The following is a 22556-nucleotide window of genomic DNA, read 5'->3' on the forward strand; positions in this document are numbered from 1 at the left end:
CGCCGTGGACCCGGGCCGCCGCCACCCGGTGTCCACGTAGTGGTATTTGCCGATTGCGCGCGACCCGTCGGCAAGATGTCCGCGGACCCGTGCGTGCGGCGCGGGTTTTCTTCGCCCCGGACTCCGTACCGGAGAGGCATCTTCCGGCGCGCCGAATCGGTGTCGGCGCCGTGGCGATAGTGTTCCGCTCCAGCGGCTGGGGGGACGCGGAAACCCCCTGTGCGAAATGCGAAAGCGGCATCAGGACATGCGGGGGGGCATGGAGAACAATCTCGGTTCATCGCGTCGTTCGTTCGACATCTGGAGTGAACTCACCCCGTCCTTCCGTGAAAGCGCCCTGGCCCGTTCGGTCACCGGCGCGCGGAGCGTCCACGACGGAATCAGCGGCTCCAAGGGAACCTGGCGCCCGGTGCGCCCGAGCTTCGTCGACCGGAGCCACTACGACGAACTGGGCCGCGTTTCCGCACGTCTGATGCGGTTGATCCTCGACGCCTGCCGTCGCAGAGCCACCACCGTCGGCGAACTCCAGGACGTGCTGGAGGTGGACGAGGCCGACACCCCGCTGCTGTCGCGCACGGAGCTGCTCGGCACCCACCTGCTCGTCGCCGCGCGCCCCGACATCGTCTACCGGTCCGGCGTCCCCCGGTTCGTCGAATTCAATATCGACGGTGCGCTCGGCGGCACACTCCAGGCCGATCTTCTCGCCGCGCGATTTTGCGATCTCTATCGTCCGCTTCCCGGCGGGGACCGTATCGACGCCCCGCCGTCCGCCGTGGATTCCCGTTTCGCCGAAATCCGTACGTCACTGGGCCTTTCGGAGGGATCGCGGGTCGCCATTCCCGTGTTCAGCAAGGGCGCGGCACCCGGACTCGAGGACCCCGACGCCTTTCTCGCCTGGCTGGCCCCGATGTGCGAGAGCGGCCGACGGCACGGCATGGAGACCGTCGCCTGCCCGATGGACCGGCTGGAGACCGGCGAGGACGACGTCCTGCTGCTCGACGGGCAGCGGGTGGACGCCGTGTTCCGGCTCTTCCTCAGCTTCGACCAGCCGCCGAGCCGCGGACTGGACGCCCTGGTCCGCTCCGTGCGAGCCGGCCGGGTGCGGATGCACACGTCCGAGGCGACCTGGCTGCTCAGCGACAAGACCACGATGGCCTGGCTCTGGGCGGACAAGGACGCGCTGCCCGAGGACGACCAGCGGCTGATCGAGCGTCACCTGCCCTGGACGGCCCTGTTCCCCGCGCCCGGCCCCGACGGCGACACACTGCTGCGGCACGCCCTGGCCCACCGTACGGAGCTGGTCCTCAAGCCCGTCGGCGGCTACGGCGGCGGTGGCGTGGTCCTCGGCCCCGAGGTCCGGGACGAGGAGTGGCGCCACGCGCTGGAGGACGCCCGACGGACCGGACGCCACATCCTGCAGACCCATGTGACGCCGGACCGGCTCGCGCTGGACTTCCAGGACCAGGACACCGGTGCCGTGGAACACGCCGAAGTGCCCTTCGTCGTCGGCCCGTTCCTGTTCGGCGGCGCGCCCTCGGGCGTGCTGGTACGGCACGGCGTCCCCGGCGGCGGGCCGGTCCTCAACGCCCACCACGGCGCCCTGATGAGCTCCGTGGTGCTGGTGGACCGATGTTGAGTGCCACCCGGAGGGGACGGGACACCCCCGGCAAGGAGCGGCTCGGCCCGCCGTTCCGGCTCTTCCAGTCCGCCGTGGTCTCCTCGGACCTCGCGGACGGCATCTACAAGATCGCGGTCCCGCTGCTGGCCCTGGGGATCAGCCGCTCCGCGGTCGCGGTCGGTGCGGTCGGCCTCGCCGTCCGGCTGCCCTGGCTCATCGCCACCCTGCCCGCCGGGGTGCTGGCCGACCGGTACCCGCCCCGCAGCGTCATGCGCTGGGCGTCGGCGGTCCGGCTGCCGCTGGTGGCCGTCATGTGCGCCCTGGCCGCCACCGACCGGCTGCCCCTGTGGGCGCTGGTCGTCACCGCCTTCCTCATCGGCTGCGCGGGCATCTTCGTCGACGTGGCCGCCCAGTCCCAGCTGCCCCGGCTGGTCCCGGTGGGGCAGCTTCCCAAGGCCAACGCCTCCCTGCAGTCCACCCAGATGTTCCTCGCGCAGCTGATCGGTCCGGCCCTCGGCGGCTACGTGGTGGCGCTGGGCTCCGGCGGCGGACTCGCCGTCGTGGTCGCCCTGTACGTGGTCACCGTCTGGGCGCTGGGACTGCTGCCCGCGGCCGTCGAGCAGGCGGCGGCGAGCCACGCCCGGCCGGCACCCGAACCGGTCCGGGCGGGCGGGCGCCGGTCGTCGCTCGGATCCCTGGTCGCCGAACTCGGCGAGGGGCTGCGCTACTTCCGCGGACGGGGTGACCTCGCCCGGCTTGCGACGGCCGCCGCCGTCAACAACCTGTCCTACTCGATGTGCCTGACCATGCTGCCGCTGTGGGCGGTGCGCCCTGGACGGCTCGGCCTCTCCGAGACCGGGTACGGGCTGCTGCTCACCTGCCTCGCGGTCGGCAGCGTCCTCGCCGGACCGATGACCGGACGGATCCTCAGGGCGGTCGGCGACGGGCCGGTCATGCGGTTCGGCGCGCCGCTGCTCGGCGTCTGCTTCCTCACCCTGGCCGTGCCCGCGGTGCCCGTCGTCGCCCTGGGACTGTTCGTCTACGGGCTGGTGTCCATGGTCTGGAACGTGGCGGTGGTCTCCTACCGCCAGGCGACCATCCCGCTGCCCCTGTTCGGCCGGGTCAACGCCGCCTATCGCTGGCTGACCTGGGGCGTCATCCCGTTCGGCTCGCTGTTCGGCGGCACCCTCGCCGCCACGGCCGGCACCACCTGGGTCTTCCTGACCGCGGGCGCCCTGCCCCTGCTCGCGGCGGCCCTGCTGCCCCCGCCCCGACCGCGGACGGCGGGCGAAGCGCCGGTGGCTGACGCGCCGGTCCTCAACGCCCCGGTCCTCAACGCGCCGGGTGCCGAAGCGTCGGCTGCCGAAGCGCCGGTTCTCACAGCGTCGGCCGCTGAAGCGCCGGTGCCCGACCTGCCGGTCCTCGACGCGCCGGGCGCCGAAGCCTCGGCGTTCGAAGCGCCGGCCCTCGAAGCGTCGGCTGCCGAAGCGCCGTCTCCCGACGCGCCCGCGCGGATCGGTGCGGGTGCCGACGGGCCCGCCGATGCCTCGGCGGACGTCGTCGCCGAGGCTTCCGCCGGGCGACCCGACCACGCTCCGGGTGCGGTGGGCATCAGCCGACCGGACCCGGACCGACAGGAACCAGCGCTCACCGACGTCCCGGACGGGGCATCCGCCGACCTGTCCGGCCCACGGGCGGACGCGTCCCGCGCCGCGCGGGACTGACGGGTCCGCCGGACCTCCCGGCGCCCACCCCCTCGTACCGCCTTCCCTACCGCAGTCCGCACCGACCACACGGAAATGGTGTCCACGCATGTCGTTCCTGCATGACCTGCTCACGGCGCAGGCCGCCTCGGCCCCGACCCGCACGGCAGCCCTCCTCTCGGACTCGTCGGCCACCTACGGCCAGGTGGAGACGGAGGCGGACCGGATCGCCGCGGTCCTCGTGGCCCGCGGCGTCCGGCCGGGCAGCCGGGTCGGACTGCACATGTCGCGCTCCCTCGCGCTGCTCCCCGCGCTCTTCGGCATCCTCCGCGCCGGCGGCGTCTGCGTCCCGGTCGACCCGGAGGACCCCGCCGAGCGCCGCGCCACCATCCTGGAGTACTCGGGCGCCGCGATCGTCGTCACCGAGCGCGCCCTCCTCGACGGGCCCGCGCCCGAAGGCACCCGGCAGCTCGCCGTCGAGGACCTGCTCGACGAGACCCCCGAACCGCTCACCGACCCGGTCGAACTCGCCCCGGACGCCCTGGCGTTCATCTTCTACACCTCCGGTTCCACCGGCACCCCCAAGGGCGTGATGCTCACGCACCGGGCCCTGCTCAGCGGCCAGCGCTGGCTCCAGCGCACCTTCCCGCTCGAACCGGGCGACCGCCAGCTGCTGCGCACCACCCTCAGCATCACCAACCTGGTCCGCGAGGTGTTCTGGCCGGTGCTCTCCGGCGGCACCGTGGTCATCGTCCCGCCGGGCGACCACAAGGACCCCGACCGGCTGGTCGAACTGATCAACAGCGGCTCCGTGACGACGCTGATGGTCGTCCCGGCGCTGCTCTCCGGCATCCTGGAGAACCCCGGCTTCGCCGCCAACACCTCCCTGAAGTACGTCTTCTGCAGCAGCGACGTGATGCCCGGCGCGCTGCCGGAGAAGTACTTCGCCACCGGCCTGCCCGCCCGGCTGTTCAACGTCTACGGACTCACCGAAGCCCTCTACAGCACCTACTGGGAGTGCCTGCCCGGCGCCGTGTACGACGGCTTCGTGCCGGTCGGCCACCCCGCCGAGCTGACCCCCCGGGTCCTCGACGCCGACCTCACCCCGGTCCCGCCGGGCGAGACGGGTGAGCTGTGCCTGGCCGGCGTGGGCATGGCCGAGGGCTACGACCGGCTGCCCCGGCTCACCGCCGAGAAGTTCGCCGACACCGACGACGGCCGGGTGTTTCGCACCGGCGACCTGGCCCGGCAGTCCGAGGACGGCCGCCTCGAACTCCTCGGCAGGATGGACGACCAGGTCAAGATCGCCGGCTACCGGGTCGAGCTGGGCGAGGTCGAGGCCCGGCTGCTCGAGGTCCCCGGCGTCACCGGCGCCGTCGCCTCCGGGCTGCGCGGCGCGGGCGGACACCAGCGGCTGGTCGCCCACCTGACCTGCGACGGGGAGCCGCCCACCGCCGCCGCGATCCGCGCCCACCTGACCGACCGGCTGCCGTACTACATGGTCCCGGCCGCCTTCACCGTCATCGACGCGATCCCGCTCACCCACAACGGCAAGGTCGACCGCCGCTCCCTGCACGAACTGCCGGGCGCCCACCTGGAACTGGCCGAGGACTACACGGCCGCGCGCAACGAGGTCGAAAGCTACCTGTGCGCGCTGTGGGCCGAGACCCTCGACCTGCCCGCCGTCGGCATCCACGACAACTTCTTCGCACTGGGCGGCGACTCCATCCAGGGCTTCCTGATCAGTGCCAAGGCCAACCGCGACGGCATCGGCCTGAGCGCCACCCAGGTCTTCGCCACCCCCACCATCGCCGAGACCGCCGCTTTCATGGCGGCACAGGGCGACACCGGCCCCGCCCCGTCCGGCTCCTTCGACGCGCCGGGCTTCACTCTCGCCGAGGAGGACCTGGCCGCGGTGCGCGCGGCCGCCGCCGACCCCGACGGCATCGAGACGGTGTACCCGCTCACCGAGATGCAGAAGGGCATGCTGTTCCACTCGCTGCTCGACCCGGACTCCGGCGTCTACTTCGAGCAGTTCCTGTACGCGGTCGACGGCGAGGTCGACCTCGACGCGTACCACCGGGCCTGGCAGCAGGTCGTCGACCGGCACGAGATCCTGCGGGTCTGGATCGCGACCAAGGGCCTGTCCGAACCGCTCCAGGCCGTGCAGCGCACCGCCGAGCTGGGCTGGACCGTCCTGGACTGGTCCGACCGCACCGAGGCGGAGCAGAAGGAGCTGCTGGAGCGCTACCTCGACGACGACCGCCGCCGCGGCTTCCCCTACGACCGGGCACCGCTGTTCCGGTTGACCATGGTCCGGCTCGGCGCCACCACCTACAAGCTGGTGATGAGCTACCACCATCTGATCCTCGACGCGTGGTCGCTCTTCGTCCTGTTGCGCGACTCCCTGGAGATCTACCACTCCGGTCTCGAAGGACGGCTGCCCGAGCTGCGCCCGACGCGTTCCTTCGGCGACTACGTGTCCTTCCTGGAGCACGAGGACATCGAGGGCGCCCGGGACTACTGGCTGGAGCGGCTGGCCGGCTTCCGCCGTCCGACCGTCATCGGCCGCTCCGCGCAGCTCGGCCTCTCCGCCAGCTCGCAGGAGATGCACGCCGAGGCCCGCCTCGACCTCGGCGAGGAGCTGACCGAGCGGCTGCTCGCGTACGGCCGCGCCAACCAGCTGACCCTGAACTCCCTGGTGCAGGGCGCCTGGGCCGTGGTCGTGGGCGGGTGCAGCGGCCAGGACGACGTCTGCTTCGGCATCACCATCACCCACCGCCCGGTGGGGCTGGCCGGGGTCGAGGACATCGTCGGCATCTTCATCAACAGCCTCCCGATGCGGGTGAACCTGGAGCCCGAGCAGCCCGTCGGCCGCTGGCTGCAGCAGATCCAGCGCACCCAGGTCGCCGCCCGCTCCCACGACCACTACCCGCTGCCGCTGATCCAGCAGCGCACCGACCTGCCCAGCGGCCAGCCCCTGTTCGAGTCGCTGCTGATCTTCGAGAACTTCCCCCGGGGCACCGGCTGGACCGGCCGCGGCGGCCTCGACGTGCGCCAGGAGCGCTACGTCGGCTGGACCAACTACCCCTTCGCCATCGAGGCGATGCCCGAGGAGCAGCTCTTCTTCCAGGTCAAGTACGACCTGGCGTTCTTCGACGCGGAGTCGGTGGAGCGCATCCTGGGCGCCTTCCGCGGTGTCCTGGAGGCCATCGCCGACGGCGGCACGACCCCGGTGGGCAAGCTCGCCGAGCACATCGCGGCGAACCGGCCCGGCCCGGCGGCCGAAATCCGGCCCGCGGACACCGGTGCGCGGGCACTGTTCCCGGCCCGCGGCACCGCCGCGACCGCCGGGGTCACCACGGCCCCCACCACCGAGGACGAGATCGCGCTGGCCGCGATCTGGGCGCAGGTCCTCCAGGTCGAACAGGTCGACGTCCACACGCCGTTCCTGGCGCTGGGCGGGTCCTCGCTGGCGGCCATGCGGCTGGTGGCCCTCGCCCAGGCGGAGGGCTTCGACTTCGAACTGAGCGAGCTGTTCGCCGAGGACGGCACCGTCCACCGGCTCGCCGCGGACGGGGACGAGGACGGGGCCGGGGACGGCGACGCGGACGGGGCCGGGGACGGCGGCACCGGACGGTAACGGCACCCGGACGAAGGCGGTGGCCCCGTCGCGGGCGGGGCCACCACAGGGGCGACGACGGACGCAGGTCGGAAGGGTACGGCGAGGTGGAAGACACACAACGGGGTGCGGGGGAGCGGGACACGCTCGCGCTCCTTCGCGAACTGGCGGAGCAGGGCGTCACGGTGCGCTCCCGCCGCGGCAGACTGTCCGTCGACGCTCCACCGGAGGCGCCCCGGCAGCTCCTCGACCGCCTCACGGCCGCGAAGGAGCCGGTCCTCGCGGCGATCACCGCCCACCCCGGCCTGCCCGGCCCCCGGGTCGCCGCCGCGGACCCGGAGCCCCGGCCGTCCGGGCGCCCCTTCCCGGTGACCGACCTCCAGAGCGCCTACCAGGTCGGCGAGTCGGACTTCCCCGAACTGGCCACCCCGGCCTACATCGCGCACGGCTTCGAGGTCCCGGGCCTCGACACCGGACGCTGGCGCGGCGCGCTGCGCACGGTCCTCACCCGGCACGAGATGCTCCGCGCGGCGGTCGGCCCGGACGGCCGCCAGCGGGTCGTCCCGCTCGACGACGGCTGGGGCCCGGCCCTGGTCGACTGGAGCCACCTCGACGCCGCCGAAGCCCGCGCGGCCTTCCACCGGGAAGGGGAGACGGCGGCCGCGCTCCTGCCCGGCCTGGCGGACGGCCCCCAACTGGGCTGCGCGGTCTACTCCGCCCGGGGCACCACCTTCGTCCTGCTGTGCCTGCGGCTGTTCGTCCTGGACGCCCGCTCCATCGGGCTGCTCTGCCGCGACCTGGCCGACGCCTACGAGGGGCGGGCGTTCGCCGACCCTCCCGTGGAGCCCGGGTACTTCGCCCGGTACACCGAGGCCCTCCACGCCCACCGAGACAGCCAGGCCCACCGCAACGCGGTCGCCCACTGGCAGCGCCGGACGCCCACCCTGCCGGGACCGCCGACCCCGCCGACCCTGCCCCGCCCGGCCCGGGCCCGGTTCGCCCGAGTCCGTCACCGGCTGCCCGCGCCCGTCTGGGCGGCGCTGCGCGAGCGGGCCCGCGGTGCCGGCCTGTCGGCCAACTCCGTGCTGTGCGCCGCCTACGCCGAGGTGCTGCGCCGCTGGTCGGGCCGGCCCTCCTTCACCCTCACCGTCCTCGTCGCCACCCGCGCCATGCTGGCGGCCGACCCGAACGGCACTGGCCCGAACGGCACCGACCCGAACAGCACCGACCCGGCACCGGCCGCGTGCGTGGGGAACTTCGGCAGCACGCTGCTGCTGGAGTGCGACGGCACCGGCGGCACCTTCGCCGAGCGCGCCGGGGCCCTGCAACGGCGGCTGATGGCGGACCTGCCGCACACCTGGCTGTCCGGGGTGGAGGTGGCCCGCCGGGCCCGCCGGGAGAGCCCCGGGGCCGCGGTCGGCAGCCCGTTCGTCTTCGCCTCGGGACTCGACGACGCGGCGTCCGACGCGCTGCCCCCGCACCTGCGGGCCGAGGGGTGGGAACTGGTCTTCAAGTCCATGCACACCCCGCAGGTCCTCCTCGACCACCAGGTCTCCGAGGAGGACGGGGAACTCGTCTGCACCTTCGACCACGTGGCCGAGGCCTTCCCCGAGGGCCTGGTGGACGAGCTCGCGGCGGCCCACGCCGACGTGCTGCGCCGCCTGGCCGGGGACGACGCCCCCTGGGCGGCCCCGCACCCGCCGCCGCTGCCCGAGGTACTGCTGGCCGCGCGTACCGCCGCCAACCGCACCGCGCACGACCTCCCGGGCGGCGGGGTCCTGGACGGGCTGCGCGAGGGCGCCGCGCGCACCCCCGACCGCGTCGTCCTCCACGGTGCGGACGGGACGACCACCTACCGCGAGGCCGCGGACCGGGTGGGGCGTACGGCCGCCGCGCTGACCGCCTCCGGGGCGGCACCCGGCGAACTCGTCGGCGTGCTGGCGCGCAAGAGCCCCGGCCAGTACCTCGCCGCGCTCTCGGTCGTCGCGGCCGGCGGCGCCTACGTGCCGCTCGGCGTCGACTGGCCGCCCGCCCGGCTCGACGCGCTGCTCACCCGGCACGGCATCGGCAGGGTGCTGGCCGACGCCGAGGGGGCACGGCTCCTCGCGGAGCTGGAACGGCCCGTGCAGACACTCGCCCTCGACGCCCCGGGGTACCCCGGCGAGCCGCTGCCGCTGCCGGTGCCCGCCTCCGACGACCTCGCGTACGTCATCTTCACCTCGGGCTCCACCGGCACCCCCAAGGGCGTCGCGATTCCGCACGGCGGGCTGCTCAACACCGTCCAGGACATGGTGGAGCGCTTCGGCGTCGGCCCGGACGACCGGCTGCTGTCGCTGTCCGAGCTGCACTTCGACCTCTCGGCCTTCGACCTGTTCGGCGCCCTGTGCGCAGGCGCCACCGCCGTCGTGCCGCCCTGCGCCGCCCGCCCCGACCCCGATTTGTGGGCACACTGGGTGCGGCACAGCGGCGCCACCGTCTGGAACACCGTCCCGGCGCTCCTCGACATGCTCCTCGACCACCTCGGCGACGAACGCGCCGCCGACGTCCTGGGCGGGCTGCGGCTGGTCCTGCTCAGCGGCGACTGGATCCCGCTCGGCCTGCCCGACCGCGTCCGGCGGGCCGCGCCCAAGGCCGAGGTGGTAGCCCTGGGCGGCGCCACCGAGGCGTCCATCTGGTCCAACTACCACGTCGTGGACCGGATCGACCCGTCCTGGAAGTCGGTGCCGTACGGGCTGCCCCTGGCCAACCAGCGCTACCACGTCCTCGACGCGGACGCGGGCTTCGCGGACGTGCCCCACTGGGTGCCCGGCGAACTCTTCATCGCCGGTGACGGCCTGGCCACGGCGTACTACGGGCAGCCCGAACTGACCGCCGCCCGCTTCCCCACCCACCCCCGGACCGGCGAGCGCCTGTACCGCACCGGCGACCACGCCCGCTACCGGCCCGACGGCACCCTGGAGTTCCTCGGCCGCCTCGACAGCCAGGCCAAGGTGCGTGGCTACCGGGTGGACCTCCTGGAGGTCGAGCAGCAGCTGACGGCGCAGCCCGGCGTCCGGGCCGCGGCCTGTGTCGTCACCGGCACCGGTGCCGCCGCCCGCCTCATCGCCTTCCTCGTCGCCGAGGAACCCGGCCGTCCGGGCACCGACGGCGAGCGGCTCCCGGGTCCCGCGGCGCTGCGCGCCCGGCTGGGCACCACCCTGCCCTCGTACGCGGTGCCCAGCTCCTTCCACACCGTCCCCGCCCTCCCGCTGACCGCCAACGGCAAGCGCGACGCCCGTGCCCTCCTCGCCCTCGCCGAGGAACACGCGGCGGGGACCGGGGACGGCGCAGGGCACACAGACCGGGGCGCCGCGTCCGGCCGCGCGCCGCGCACCGAGCGGGAGTCGGCGCTGGCCCGGCTGTGGCAGGAGGTGTGCGGCACGGCCGTCCGGTCGGTCGACGACGACTTCTTCGCCAGCGGCGGCAGCTCGGTCTCCGCGGTGCGCCTGGTCCGCCGGATCGAGGAGGAGTTCGGCGTCCGGCTGCCGCTGTCCAGCCTCTTCGAGGCGAGCACCGTCGCGCAGCAGGACGCGCTGCTCGACCAGCGCGTCGACACCCCGCTCGTGCAGGTCAGACCCGGCGACGGGGCGGCGGTGGTCCTGGTCCACCCGGTGGGCGGACACCTCCTCGGCTACCGCGCCCTGATCGACGCGCTGCCCGCCCCCTACGCGGTGTACGGGTTGCAGGCCCCGCCCACCGGCCGGCTCCCCGCGACCCTGCCCGAACTGGCTGAGGAGTACGCGCGGGCGGTCGCGACGCTGGGGCGCCCCGTCCACCTCCTCGGCTGGTCGATGGGCGGCGTCCTCGCCGCGGAGACCGCCCGCCGCACCGACCTCTTCCAGCCCCTCTCACTGACCCTCATCGACAGCTTCGTGGCCGCCGCCGACGGGGCGGACCTGGACGAACGGGCCGCCGCGGCGGGGTTCTTCACCGACTACCTCGGACAGCGGGACGGCGCCGCGGCGATCGCCGTGCCCGCCGGCCACCCGGACCCCTTCGGACACCTCGCCGCGACCCACCTGCCCCAGGAGCCGGGCGAGTCCCTGCGCGGCCTCTACGAGCAGTACCGCGCCCTGTACCGGCTGCTGCTCGACCACCGCCCCCGGCCCCTGCCGCAGGACTGCCCGCTCCTGGTCGTACCGGCCGAGCGGGAACGACCGGACGCCTTCGGGGGCCTGACGCCGCTGCACCTGCACCCGGCCGGTCTCGTCCCGCCCGGCGCGCGGATCGCCCCCCTGCCCGAGACGCACTACTCCGTGGTCCGCGACGGTGCCGCCCGGCGGCTCGCGGAACTCTTTCACACCCGTACAGCGAAGGGATCGGCATGACGAGCAGAACGATCAAGGACATCGTGGTCCTCGGCGAGTCCGAGCCGGAGAACGTGCGCCAGGTGCGCAAGGGACCGGACCGCTGGATCTCCGGCGAGCTGGCCATCACCAACACCCTGCACTTCACCAGCCCCGACGGGGCCTTCACCTCGGGCATCTGGGAGAGCACCCCGGGCAAGTTCCGCGCGGTGTACGAGGAGGACGAGTTCTACCACATGCTCCACGGCCGGGTGGTCATCGCCGACGACGACGGCAACGCCCGCACCTTCGTCCCCGGCGACACCATCGTCGTCCCCGCCGGATTCACCGGCACCTGGGAGGTCCTGGAGCCCACCAAGAAGTTCTACGCCCACTACCGGCCGCTGGACGACGACCGCACCGGCCCCGCCGTCCAGGCCGGCTGACCGGCGGAGAGGAACACCATGACCACTGCCCCGCGCGGGGGACACCCGCACCACCGGCTGCTCGGCGTCGGCTTCGGCCCCTCGCACCTGTCCATGAGCGCGCTGCACGCCTCGGCCGGCCCGGCCGCCGCCGGGACCTCCCTGCACTTCCTGGAGTCCAGGGACGCCTTCTCCTGGCACCCCGACATGCTGCTGCCCGGCGCCCGCATGCAGGTCGCCTTCCTGAAGGACCTGGTGACCCCCAGGGACCCGACCAGCCCGTACAGCTTCGCCAACTACCTGGTGTCCAAAGGCAGACTGGAACCCTTCCTCAACCTGGGCACCCTCAACCCGACCCGGCGCGAGTACGTCGACTACTTCCGCTGGGCGGCCGGCCGGCTCGCCGACTACGTCACCTACGGCAGCACCGCCGAGGCGATCCGCCCGGTGACCGGCCCCGACGGACGGGTCACCCGCCTGGAGGTGGACCACCGCGGCCCGGACGGCACCCGGCACACCGTCTCCGCCGACCACGTGTCGCTGGCCCCCGGCGGCACCCCGATCGTCCCGCCAGGCGTCGAGCCGGGCACCCTCCGGCACGGCACCGTCCTGCACAGCAGCTCCTTCCTGGGCGGCATCCGGCCCTTCCACGACCGCGGCCGCGAACTGCCCTACCGCTTCCTGGTGGTGGGCGCCGGACAGAGCGCCGCGGAGATCTTCCAGTACCTGGCCGGCGAGTTCCCGGCGGCGGACGTCACCCTGGCGCACCGGGGATTCGCGCTGATGCCCGCCAACAGCAGCGCCCTGGCCAACGCCATCTTCGACCCGGCCTCCGTCGACCTGTTCCACGGCGCCGGACCCGAACGCCGCCGCGGCATCCTCACGGAGCTGAAGGCCACCAACTACGCCGCCGTCGACGACGAGGACATCACCGCCGTCGCCGAACTCCTCTACGACCAGCAGGTGCACGGCGGACAGCGGCTGCACCTGAGCCGGTTCACCGAACTGACCGGTGCCCGCGCCGACGACGGCCTGGTCACCGCCACCCTGCGCGACCTGCTCACCGGCGAGGAACGCGGCGAGCGCCACGACGCGGTCGTACTGGCCACCGGCTACGACTTCCGCGAGGCGCGCGGCCTGCTGACCGGCGTCGACCCGTACCTGCTCAGGGACGCGGACGGCGAACTGCTCGTCGACCGCGACTACTCGGTACGCACCGACGGGGGCTTCGCACCGCGGATCTTCCTGCACGGCGCCGCCGAACACACCCACGGCCTGACCAGCACCCTGCTGTCGCTGCTCGCCCACCGCGCCGGAGACATCCTCGACGCCGTCCTCGACACCCCGGCCGCCGGCCACCAAGACCTCGCCACCCCACTGTTCGAAGGAGTCCACGCATGAGCGGCATCCGGATCCAGCGGCGGGCCGACGCCCTCGTCAAGGAGGAGTACGGCTGCGCGTTCCGCCGCATCCTGCCCTGGGAGTCCAGCGGACCCTCGGACACCGGCATGGGCGTGTGTACCGTCCCGCCCGGCACGGCCACCACCCCGCACTCCCACGAGGACCACGAGCACTTCTACGTGGTGCGCGGCAGCGGCCACGCCGAGGTCGACGGGGAGCGTACGCGGATCGCCGCGGGCGACGCCCTGGTGGTCGGCTCCCACCAGCGCCACCACTTCGAGAACGCCTCGGACACCGAGGAGTTGGAGATGGTGTCGGTCTGGTCCCTCGGCCCCTTCGGCGCCGCCCCGGCCGCCGGACACGCCCACGGGGAGGACCGATGACACCGGCCCCGCGCCGCTTCCTGGTCACCGCCACACCCCCCACCACCAACGGCGACCTGCACCTCGGTCACCTCTCCGGGCCCTACCTGGGCGCCGACGTGTTCAGCCGCGCCCAGCGGATGCTGGGACACACCGTCCTGTACGCGTCCGGCGGCGACGACCACCAGACGTACGTGGTCACCACGGCCGAGCGGCTGGGCCTGGACCCGGTGGAGCTGGCGGCGCGCTGCAACCGCGAGATCGTCGGCACGCTGGAACTCGCCGGCATCGACATCGACGCGTTCACCAGCCCCGACGACGCCTACCGCGCCGAGGTGCGGGAGTTCTTCACCGGCCTGCACCGGGCGGGCCGGCTCAAGACCCGCACCTGGACCTTCCCGTACTGCGGGCGGACCGGCCGCTACCTCCTGGAGGCCTTCGCCACCGGGTACTGCCCCGAGTGCCTGGTCGGCACCTGCGGGGCGATCTGCGAGAACTGCGGCCACCCCAACGACGTCGACTCCCTGCTCTTCCCCACCAGCACCGGCGCCGGGCCCGCCGCCTCCTCCACCACCACCCAGCCGCGCGAGACGGAGATCCTGGTCCTGCCGCTGGAGGAGTACCGGGAGCAGTTCACCGAGTTCTACCGCGCCCGGCGGGCCACGATGCGCCCGCACGTGCTGCGCTTCGTCGACGAGATGCTCTCCCGGCCGCTGCCCGACTTCCCGGTCAGCTACCCGGCGGACTGGGGCATCCCGGTCGGCATCGACGGCTTCGACGGCCAGGTCTTCAACGTCTGGGCCGAGATGCTGCCGGGCCTGAGGCACATGGCGGAGGCCGCGCGGGCCCGCCGCAGCCCCGCGACGCCGCCCGGCGTGTGGGCGGCGGGCTCGGGCTTCGAACTCGTGCAGTTCCTCGGCTACGACAACACGTTCTACTTCGCCTTCGCCCACCTCGGGCTCACCTTCGCGCACGGGGGGCTGACCGAGCCGGCCGCGATCGTGACCAACGAGTTCTACCACCTGGACGGGGCCAAGTTCTCCACCAGCCGCCGCCACCTCGTCTGGGCCCGCGACCTGGTGGGCAAGTACGGCGCGGACAACGTGCGTTTCCACCTCGCGCTCGGCAACCCGGAGCACCAGCCCGCCAACTTCACCGAGGCGGACTTCCTGGACACCGTACGCACCCGGCTGCACCAGCCGCTCCAGAGCGTCGCGGCGGCCCTGGCCCCGCACACCGGGCGGCCCGTGGCGGCGGCCGGGCCGAGGACCGAGGCGCTCCTGGACCGCTACCGCGACCGGATGCGGCGGGCCTACACGCTGGAGACCTTCTCGATGCGGCAGGCCGCCGAGACCACCGCGAACCTGCTCACGCTGCTCGCCGCCAGGGCGCCGGACGACCCCGGGCTCGCCGTCGCCGGTCTCCGGGCCGCCGCCGAGCATGCCGCGCCCCTGGTGCCCGGCCTCGCCGCCGCCATCGAGGCCCGGTACACGGCCGCGGCGCAGGGCACCGTGCCGGACCTGGCCGACCTCCTGCCCGTCACCCTCTGAGCACACCGCATCGACCGCACCGCTTCGACCACCGCCCGGGCGGCCCGCGCCGCCCCGGCCCTCCCCCTCCCGCGACCCTAGGCAGAACCCATGCACATCGCGTTCGTCGACTCCAACCCCGCCGCGCTCGAAGCCATTCGGCTGGCCAAGGAGGCCGGTCACCGGGTGACCTACCTCCAGTCCGCCGACCCGTTCTATCCGCCCACCGAGAAGAACCTGCGGATCGTCGGCTCGGTGGACCACCTCGTCGACAACTTGGTCACCACGGACGCCGAGACCGTCACCCGGGCCCTGGCCGACCGCCACGCGGCCGACCCCATCGACGTGGTCACCGCCCAGCTGGAGCTGAGCGCCGAGGCCGTCGCCGTCGCCTGCCGGGAGCTGGGCCTGCGCGGCACGGCGACCGAGGGCGTCCTCACCGCCCGCCGCAAGGACCGGTGCCGGGCCGCGCTGGACAGGGCCGGGCTCGCCTCCGCGCGCCACGCGCTGGCCGAGACCGAGGAGGCGGCGCTGGCCGCGGCGGAGGAGATCGGCTACCCGGTGATCCTCAAGCCGCCGTCGGGCGCGGACAGCCTGCTCTCCTACGTGGCCACCAATCCCGCCGAGGCCGCCGCCGGCTGCCGCGGGGTGCTGACCGGACTGGACGCGGTGCCCGTGCAGTGGCACGAGCAGTTCACCCGCGGCATCCTCGTCGAGGAGTACCTGGTCGGCACCCTGGTCTCGGTCGAACTGGGCGCAAGGGACGGGAAGTTCTTCCCCTTCGCGGTGTCCGGGCGGTTCCGCTGGGCCGAGGACGAGGTGGTGGAGCTGGGCTCCTACATCCCCGCGGCGCTGTCCGGGGAACAGACCGAGGCCTGCGTCGCCTACGCCGCCGACGTGTGCCGGGCGATCGGCCTGGACCTGGGCGTCTTCCACCTGGAGATCATGGTGACCGGGCGCGGGCCGGTGCTGGTCGAGGTCAACCCCCGGGTGATGGGCGGCGCCCTGCCCACCATCTACCGGCACGCCACCGGCACCGACATCTTCTCCGGACTGCTGGCGATCCTGGAACCCGGCGCCGAGGTGCCCCTGCCCGGCACGCTCGACGGCTGCGTCGGCGGGCGCAAGGTGATGGCCCGCGACGGCGGCACCCTCGCACCCGGCGCGTCACTGGAGTGGATCGCCGAGCGGCCCGGCGTCCTGGAGGTCGTCGGCTTCGACAGCTACGGCACCGGACCCGGCCGCACGGTGGCCGCCGGACAGATCGTGGCCCGCTTCATGCTGCGCGGGCCGGACCATCCGTCCGTGGTTCGGACGGCCGAGCAGATCTTGCGCCGTTTGGAAGAAGATCTCGGTATTGCCCTGATGATCGGCGAGAAGGACTGACCATGACCTCCCCATCCGCCCCTTCCTCCGCCGAGCAGCCCGGCCTGCCCGGCACCCTGGACGGCCCCCGGCTCGCCGCCGCGGCCGCCGAGCACGGCACGCCGCTGTGGCTGTACGACGCCGGGACGATCCGCGCCCAGATCGACCGGCTGCGCCGCTTCGACGTCATCCGCTACGCGCAGAAGGCCTGCTCCAACCTGCACATCCTGCGCCTGATGCGGGAGGAGGGCGTCCACGTCGACGCCGTGTCGGAGGGCGAGATCGAGCGGGCGCTCGCGGCCGGCTACCGGGTCGGCGGGGACGACGAGCCGATCGTCTTCACCGCCGACCTGCTGAACCGTTCCACGCTGCGCCGGGTGGTCGAGCTGGGCATCCCCGTCAACGCGGGCTCCCCGCAGATGCTGGACCAGGTGGGCCGGGCGGCCCCCGGTCACCCGGTGTGGATCCGGATCAACCCGGGCTTCGGGCACGGCCACAGCCGCAAGACCAACACCGGCGGCGAGCACAGCAAGCACGGCATCTGGCACGAGCACCTCGAAGAGAGCCTCGCACTGGTCGACCGGCACGGGCTCGACCTGGTCGGCCTGCACATGCACATCGGCTCCGGGGTGGACTACGGCCACCTGGAGTCGGTCTGCGAGACCATGGTCAAGCAGGTCAGGATGGCCGGGCGGGACATCCGCGCCATCTCCGCCGGCGGCGGCCTCTCCGTGCCGTACACACCGGGCGACCCGGAGATCGACACCGACCGCTACTTCGAACTCTGGGACGCCGCCCGCCGGGAGCTGGTCTCCGAACTCGGCCACCCGGTGCGGCTGGAGATCGAGCCCGGACGCTTCCTGGTGGCCGGCTCCGGCGTCCTGGCCGCCGAGGTGCGGGCCCACAAGCCCGTGGGCAGCAACTACTTCGTCCTGGTCGACGCCGGGTTCAACGACCTGATGCGGCCCGCGATGTACGGCAGCAACCACCGCGTCTCGGTGCTCGACGCCGACGGCAACCCCCGCGCCTCCGACGCCCGCGACACCGTCCTGGCCGGACCGCTGTGCGAGTCGGGGGACGTCTTCACCCAGGTCGAGGGCGGGGACGTGGAACCGGTGCCGCTGCCCCGCACCGACGTCGGCGACCTGGTGGTCTTCCACGACACCGGCGCCTACGGCGCGAGCATGTCGTCCACCTACAACTCCCGGCCGCTCATCCCCGAGGTCCTGGTCGACGGCGCCGAGACCCGCCTGATCCGCCGCCGCCAGACGGTCGCCGAACTGCTGGCCCCGGAGCTCGACTCCCTGCCCGGGTCCGGGTCGGGCGGCCTCCACCCCGGAGCGTGACCGGAGTCCTGCCGGGCCCCGGGCCGGGCCGCCGCAGCCCAGTACTGGTCGTTCGGGCACCTCACGTGCGGGGGCCCAAGGAGGGTGCCGGGCTGCGCGAGGGCGGCCACAGAGTACCTGCATGGGATTTTCCGCGCCCGCGCCCGCACTCGGGCGCGGAACGGGCTGTCCACCACGGGACCCATCGCAGGGGCAAGCGCCGGGAGGGCGACATGACCGAGACCAAGCGCAGTGAGAGCGCGCGGCACATCGAGCGGTTGTACGCCGAGGTGTACAACGCGAACCGCCTCGATCGCATGCCGGAGTTCTACGCGCCGGACATCCTCAACCACGGGGGCGAGGGCGAGGTGGGGGTCGACGCCCTGCGCAACCGGGTGGGGGCCATGTTCATCGCCTTCTCCGACGCCCAGGTCCGCATCGAGCACATGGTGACGCAGAACGACCGGGTGATGGTGTTCCTGCACTGGACCGGTCATCTCTCGGGCTCGGACCAGGAGTTGTCCCTGCGGACCGCGAACCTGTACCGGGTGACGAACGGGCAGATCGCCGAGCACTGGAGCGTCGTCGACCAGTCCGGGCTGACCCGGTTCGGACTGCCCGCGGGCGACCAGACGCAGCCCGCGGGCAAGCCCGACCCGAACGCCGGCGAAACCGAGCAGGCCAACACACGGACGGTGCTGACGGTCTGGGAAGAGATCATGCAGCAGCACCGGCTGGAACGCGCGGACGACTTCTACCGGCAGGACTACATCCAGCACAACCCCTTCGCGGCGCAGTCCGGGACCGGCCTTCAGGGTATGAAGGACTTCTTCGCCGGGCTGTTCGCCCTGGCCCCCGATCTGACCGGGGAGATCACGCAGGTGGTCGCCGAGGGCGACCGGGTCGCGGTCTTCTGCCTCTGGCGGGGCCACGAGGCCTCCAGCGGCCGGGAGGTGCGGCTGCACACCGCGGACCTGCTGCGGTTGCAGGACGGGCTGATCGCCGAGCACTGGGACGTCATGGACTACTCGGCGGTGGCGCAGTTCGGGGTGACCCCGTAGGAGACTCGGGCCTCGCCGCCACGTCAGTCGCCCCCTTCGCCCGGCACCCCCGACCGCACGGTCAGGCGGGCGAAGAGGGGGAAGGGCAGCCAGGGCGCTCCGGTGACGAGGGAACGGCTCACCTGCTGGCCGCGGAACTCGGGGCGGGCCGCCACACCCTGCCGCAGTGGCGCGTCGGACACGGAGCGGAAGTCGAAGACCACGAGCCGGCCGCCGGGACGCAGCACGCGGGCCGCCTCCGCGACGGTGGCGTGCGTGTCGGACCAGTGGTGCATGCTGAGGGTCGAGACCACCACGTCGGCGCACGCGTCGGGCAACGGCAGCCCGGTGCCGTCGGCGAGGTGCACGGTGATCCGGTCCCCGAGCCCGTACCGCTCGGCGTTGGACCGCGCCCGGCGCACCATCGACGGCGAGATGTCCACGCCGTGCAGGGTGAGGTCGGGGCGGCTGCGGGCGACGCGCAGGAGCAGTCTGCCCGGGCCGGTGCCGATGTCGACGGCGACCCCTGCCCGGGGGGCCCGGCACGTCTCCGTGGCGGCGTGCCGGTACAGGCCGCTCAGGAGCCTGCCGGAGAGCCGGTCGTACGCCTCGCCGCTGATGCCCATCCCGCCCGGGTCCGGACCGGTGCCCCGGTGCGGGGAAGGATGCCGGTGCTCGGCGATCCGGTGCAGTGAGCGGTGGGCGGCGGCGAGGACGGTACGCATCATGGGGGGCGCTCCCGCTGTTCAGGGGTGGAGCCCCGGGGCGCGCGGTGCGCGCCCCGGGGCAGGGGGGGAGGGGGATGGCTTGTTCAGGCGGTGCCGGGCCCCGGCACGGCGGCCGACCCGGAGGTCTGCTCCTGGCCCGATCCGGCGGGTTTGGGACGGGGCAGCAGCATGATCAGGAGGACCAGCAGGGCCGCGACCGGCACGCCCCAGACGAACACCTCCGGGATCGCGGTGGCGGTGGCCTCGGGGGTGACCGGGCCCTCACCGGTCTCCCGGGCGAGCAGGCTGCCGAAGAGGGCGACACCGATGGCCATGCCCAGGCCGCGGATGGACAGGTTGGCGGCGGTGGTCGCGGCGAGGTCCGGCGGTGCCGCGGCGTTCTGGCTGACCACGACCAGGTTCTGCATCAGCAGGCCGAATCCGCAGCCCAGCACCGCCATCTCGGCCGCCACCAGGACGTACGGACTGTCCGCGTCGACCAGGCTCAGCAGCAGGAAGGACACGACCAGTACCACGGCCCCGGTGAGCAGGTACGGCTTGAAGCGACCGCTGGCGCCCGCCTTGCCGCCCGCGACGGCGGAGACCACCACGAACGGGATGAAGTACGGGTTGAGCGCCAGCCCCGCCTCGGTGGCGCTCATGTCGTACGCCGCCTGGAGGAAGGTCGGCATGAACACGATGGAGCCGTACAGGAGCATCCCGAGGACGGCCGTGGCCGGCAGGGTGAGGCGCAGGGTGCGGTTGGTGAACAGCCGCAGCGGCAGCAGCGGGTTGCGGGCCCGGCCCTCCCACCACACGAACAGCGCGACGAGCGCGAGGAACGCCGCCGTCAGCCCGGCGATCTGGCCGGACGCCCAGTCGTACTCGCGTCCGCCCCACTCGGTGATCATGAGCAGGCTGACCACGGCGCCGATGAGCAGCAGCGAACCCGCCAGGTCCACCCGGTCCCGGGCGGCCGCCCTGGGCAGCCGCAGCGCGTAGGCGCACAGGGCGATGGACAGGATGCCGAGCGGGATGTTGACGAAGAAGATCCAGCGCCAGCCGAACGAGTCCGTGACCACCCCGCCGACCAGCGGGCCACCGACACTGGCCAGTGCGAAGACGGCGCCGGTGGCGCCCTGCACCTTGCCGCGCAGGTGCTGCGGATACAACTCGGACAGGGCGACGGTGGGAATGACGAAGAGCGCGCCCGCTCCGATGCCCTGGAGCACCCGGGCGGCGATCAGCTGCGGCATGCTCTGGGCCATCCCGCAGAGCAGCGAGGCCACGCAGAACAGGACGACGGCGGCGATGAACACGTTGCGGCGGCCGTAGCGGTCGCTGACCCTGCCGTAGAGGGTGCCGGTCGCCGTGGAGGCCAGGACGTAGGCCGTGACGACCCAGCTGAAGGAGGCGGCTCCGCCGATGTCCGCGGTGATGTCCGGCAGGGCGATGGCGACGACCGTCTGGTCCAGTACGGACAGCAGGATGCCGAGAACGAGACCGGCCGTCGCGAGGGGAACGTTGCTCCGGTGCGCCGGGCCCGGAGCGGCGTCCGCCGCCGGGCCGGCGGACGGGTCGCCGGTGGGGGTAGGGGTGCTTTCGGACATGTCCGGTCAGGCCCTCCCAGGCGCGAACGGGTTGGGAAGTTTGAAGTCGACGCTCACCAGGTCCTGGTCGATGACCGTGCCGGCCACGGTTCCGCTGGCGGCGGCCGCGACGACGGCGGCGAGCGGGACCGGCACGGTGGCCCGGCGGGCCATGTCGCCGGCGGCGTACACGCCCGGGACGCTGGTCTGGCCGAACTCGTTGACCTCGACGCAGGCGTCCGGGAAGAGGACGCAGCCGAGCTGCTCGGCGAAGGGTGCCCGCTGACGCAGGGTGGTCTTGATGAAGACGGCGTCCCGCTCCAGGGAGGTGCCGTCCTCGAAGACGATGTGGCGCAGCCGGTCGCCCGCGCCCTCCAGCCGGACCGCCGCCTTGGTGTGGACGGCGATGCGGTTGGCCTCCAGGACGATCTGCATCACGGGGTCGAGCGGCTCGCCACCGGTGCACAGGGCCATGGTGTCGGTGAAACGGCTCAGGTGCAGGGCCAGGCGGACCCGCTCCGGGCCGGCTCCGAGCACCGCTATCCGGGAGTCGCTGGCCTCGTATCCGTGGCAGTACGGGCAGTGAAACGCCGACCTGCCCCACAGCTCGGCCGTGCCGGGCAGGTCGGGCAGCTCGTCGCGCAGGCCGGTGGCGAGCAGCAGCCGGCGCGCCTCGGCCGTGCCGCCGTCCGCGAGGTCGACCTCGAAGTGGTCCTCACCCACGCGGCGCACCGAGGAGACCTCGGTCGCGCGCCGCTCGACCGTCGGGTAGTGGCTCAGGTTCTCCGCGCCCTGCTCCCGCAGGCGCTCCGGCGGCGTTCCGTCATGGGTGATGAAGTTGTGCACGGCCTCCGCGGGAGCGTTGCGCCCCTGGCCGCTGTCGGCGAGCAGCACCGTGCGGTGGGCTCGTCCCAGGGTCAGCGTCGCGGACGTTCCGGCGGGGCCGCCGCCGATGATGATCGTGTCCAGCATGCTCGATACCGTCCTTTCGCTCCGTACTCGTCCCGAGGCCTCTCGGTCCGCTTGACCTGAACCCAACTCTGCAAGTTAATGTCAACATGAAGTCAAGCACGGACGAGCAATCCATGACCATCGGCGAGCTGGCCCAGCGGTTCGGGCTGCGCGCGCACGTCCTGCGGCACTGGGACGCCACGGGCCTGCTGCCGCCCGCGGAGCGGGTCAACGGCCGTCGCCGCTACACCTCGCGTCACATCGCACGGGTCGCGATGATCGTGCGGGGCAAGGCCGCCGGTTTCAGCCTGGAGCAGTTGCGCGCCGTACTGGACGCCCCCAGCCCGGACGAGCGACGGTCGCTGCTGCGCAGGCAGCATGCCGAGCTGGAGAGACGGATCAAGGAGATCGTGGCGTCACGGACGCTGATCGAGCACGCCCTGGACTGCCGGGCGGAGGACTTCACCCAGTGCCCCGGCTTCCGCGGGCTGGTGCAGCAGCTCGCGCGCGAGGACGAGGATCCCGCCTGCGTACCGGCCGAGGGCCCGGCGCCCCGCCCCGTGGACCACTGACCACTTACCACTGACCACTGAC

The 22556-nt window shown here is 73.3% G+C and carries 15 protein-coding genes; 12 read left to right on the forward strand and 3 right to left on the reverse strand.

Translation table 11 applies throughout. The features are described from left to right. Positions 1-259 precede the first annotated feature (259 nt). The 11 genes from ACZ7MF_RS08255 (at position 260) to ACZ7MF_RS08305 (ending at position 18736) form a co-directional block, all read left to right on the forward strand. On the forward strand, positions 260-1636 hold the full coding sequence (locus ACZ7MF_RS08255; protein WP_471475259.1) for a hypothetical protein: 1377 nt from the start codon (positions 260-262) through the stop codon (positions 1634-1636). Further along, entirely contained in the window at positions 1630-3342 is a 1713-nt protein-coding gene (locus ACZ7MF_RS08260; RefSeq protein WP_471475261.1) for an MFS transporter, read from the forward strand. The genes ACZ7MF_RS08255 and ACZ7MF_RS08260 overlap by 7 nt, the downstream gene beginning before the upstream one ends. A gap of 88 nt (positions 3343-3430) precedes the next feature. After that, a complete protein-coding gene (locus ACZ7MF_RS08265; RefSeq protein ID WP_471475262.1) occupies positions 3431-6964 on the forward strand; it encodes an amino acid adenylation domain-containing protein in 3534 nt (1177 codons plus the stop codon). 86 nt (positions 6965-7050) lie between these two features. Continuing rightward, positions 7051-11310, forward strand: coding sequence for an amino acid adenylation domain-containing protein (locus ACZ7MF_RS08270; RefSeq protein WP_471475263.1), 4260 nt, complete (start codon positions 7051-7053; stop codon positions 11308-11310). Beyond that, the gene (locus tag ACZ7MF_RS08275) at positions 11307-11714 is read left to right on the forward strand and encodes a cupin domain-containing protein (protein ID WP_011030914.1); all 408 of its coding nucleotides are present in this window, start codon (positions 11307-11309) and stop codon (positions 11712-11714) included. Before ACZ7MF_RS08270 ends, ACZ7MF_RS08275 begins: the two co-directional genes overlap by 4 nt. A gap of 18 nt (positions 11715-11732) precedes the next feature. Further along, entirely contained in the window at positions 11733-13094 is a 1362-nt protein-coding gene (locus ACZ7MF_RS08280) for a lysine N(6)-hydroxylase/L-ornithine N(5)-oxygenase family protein (protein ID WP_471475265.1), read from the forward strand. Further along, positions 13091-13477 carry a cupin domain-containing protein gene (locus tag ACZ7MF_RS08285; RefSeq protein ID WP_471475267.1) on the forward strand — a complete coding sequence of 129 codons (387 nt, stop codon included), beginning with the start codon at positions 13091-13093 and terminating at the stop codon, positions 13475-13477. Before ACZ7MF_RS08280 ends, ACZ7MF_RS08285 begins: the two co-directional genes overlap by 4 nt. Next, positions 13474-15006, forward strand: a complete 1533-nt coding sequence (locus tag ACZ7MF_RS08290; protein ID WP_471475268.1) for a class I tRNA ligase family protein — start codon at positions 13474-13476, stop codon at positions 15004-15006. The genes ACZ7MF_RS08285 and ACZ7MF_RS08290 overlap by 4 nt, the downstream gene beginning before the upstream one ends. Before the next feature lie 90 nt (positions 15007-15096). Continuing rightward, positions 15097-16371 (forward strand): ATP-grasp domain-containing protein, encoded by a 1275-nt coding sequence (locus ACZ7MF_RS08295; RefSeq protein WP_471475269.1) that lies wholly within the window; start codon positions 15097-15099, stop codon positions 16369-16371. A gap of 2 nt (positions 16372-16373) precedes the next feature. After that, the gene (lysA, locus tag ACZ7MF_RS08300; protein WP_471475270.1) at positions 16374-17696 is read left to right on the forward strand and encodes a diaminopimelate decarboxylase; all 1323 of its coding nucleotides are present in this window, start codon (positions 16374-16376) and stop codon (positions 17694-17696) included. Between the two features lie 212 nt (positions 17697-17908). Then, positions 17909-18736 carry an ester cyclase gene (locus tag ACZ7MF_RS08305; RefSeq protein ID WP_471475272.1) on the forward strand — a complete coding sequence of 276 codons (828 nt, stop codon included), beginning with the start codon at positions 17909-17911 and terminating at the stop codon, positions 18734-18736. 23 nt (positions 18737-18759) lie between these two features. On the opposite strand, the gene ACZ7MF_RS08310 is transcribed toward ACZ7MF_RS08305, so the two are convergent. The 3 genes from ACZ7MF_RS08310 to ACZ7MF_RS08320 all read right to left on the reverse strand — a co-directional run bounded on the left by ACZ7MF_RS08310 (position 18760) and on the right by ACZ7MF_RS08320 (position 21983). Continuing rightward, positions 18760-19443 carry a class I SAM-dependent methyltransferase gene (locus ACZ7MF_RS08310; protein ID WP_471475273.1) on the reverse strand — a complete coding sequence of 228 codons (684 nt, stop codon included), beginning with the start codon at positions 19441-19443 and terminating at the stop codon, positions 18760-18762. An 83-nt stretch (positions 19444-19526) separates the two neighbouring features. Next, complete coding sequence (locus tag ACZ7MF_RS08315; protein WP_471475275.1) at positions 19527-21032, reverse strand: DHA2 family efflux MFS transporter permease subunit; 1506 nt, start codon at positions 21030-21032, stop codon at positions 19527-19529. Positions 21033-21038: 6 nt separating this feature from the next. Next, positions 21039-21983 (reverse strand): NAD(P)/FAD-dependent oxidoreductase, encoded by a 945-nt coding sequence (locus tag ACZ7MF_RS08320; protein WP_471475276.1) that lies wholly within the window; start codon positions 21981-21983, stop codon positions 21039-21041. Between the two features lie 86 nt (positions 21984-22069). Between ACZ7MF_RS08320 and ACZ7MF_RS08325 the strand changes: the two genes are divergently transcribed. Next, the gene (locus ACZ7MF_RS08325; RefSeq protein ID WP_471475278.1) at positions 22070-22534 is read left to right on the forward strand and encodes a MerR family transcriptional regulator; all 465 of its coding nucleotides are present in this window, start codon (positions 22070-22072) and stop codon (positions 22532-22534) included. Positions 22535-22556 lie beyond the last annotated feature (22 nt).

It is taken from the genome of Streptomyces sp. NPDC111628 (assembly GCF_055635195.1).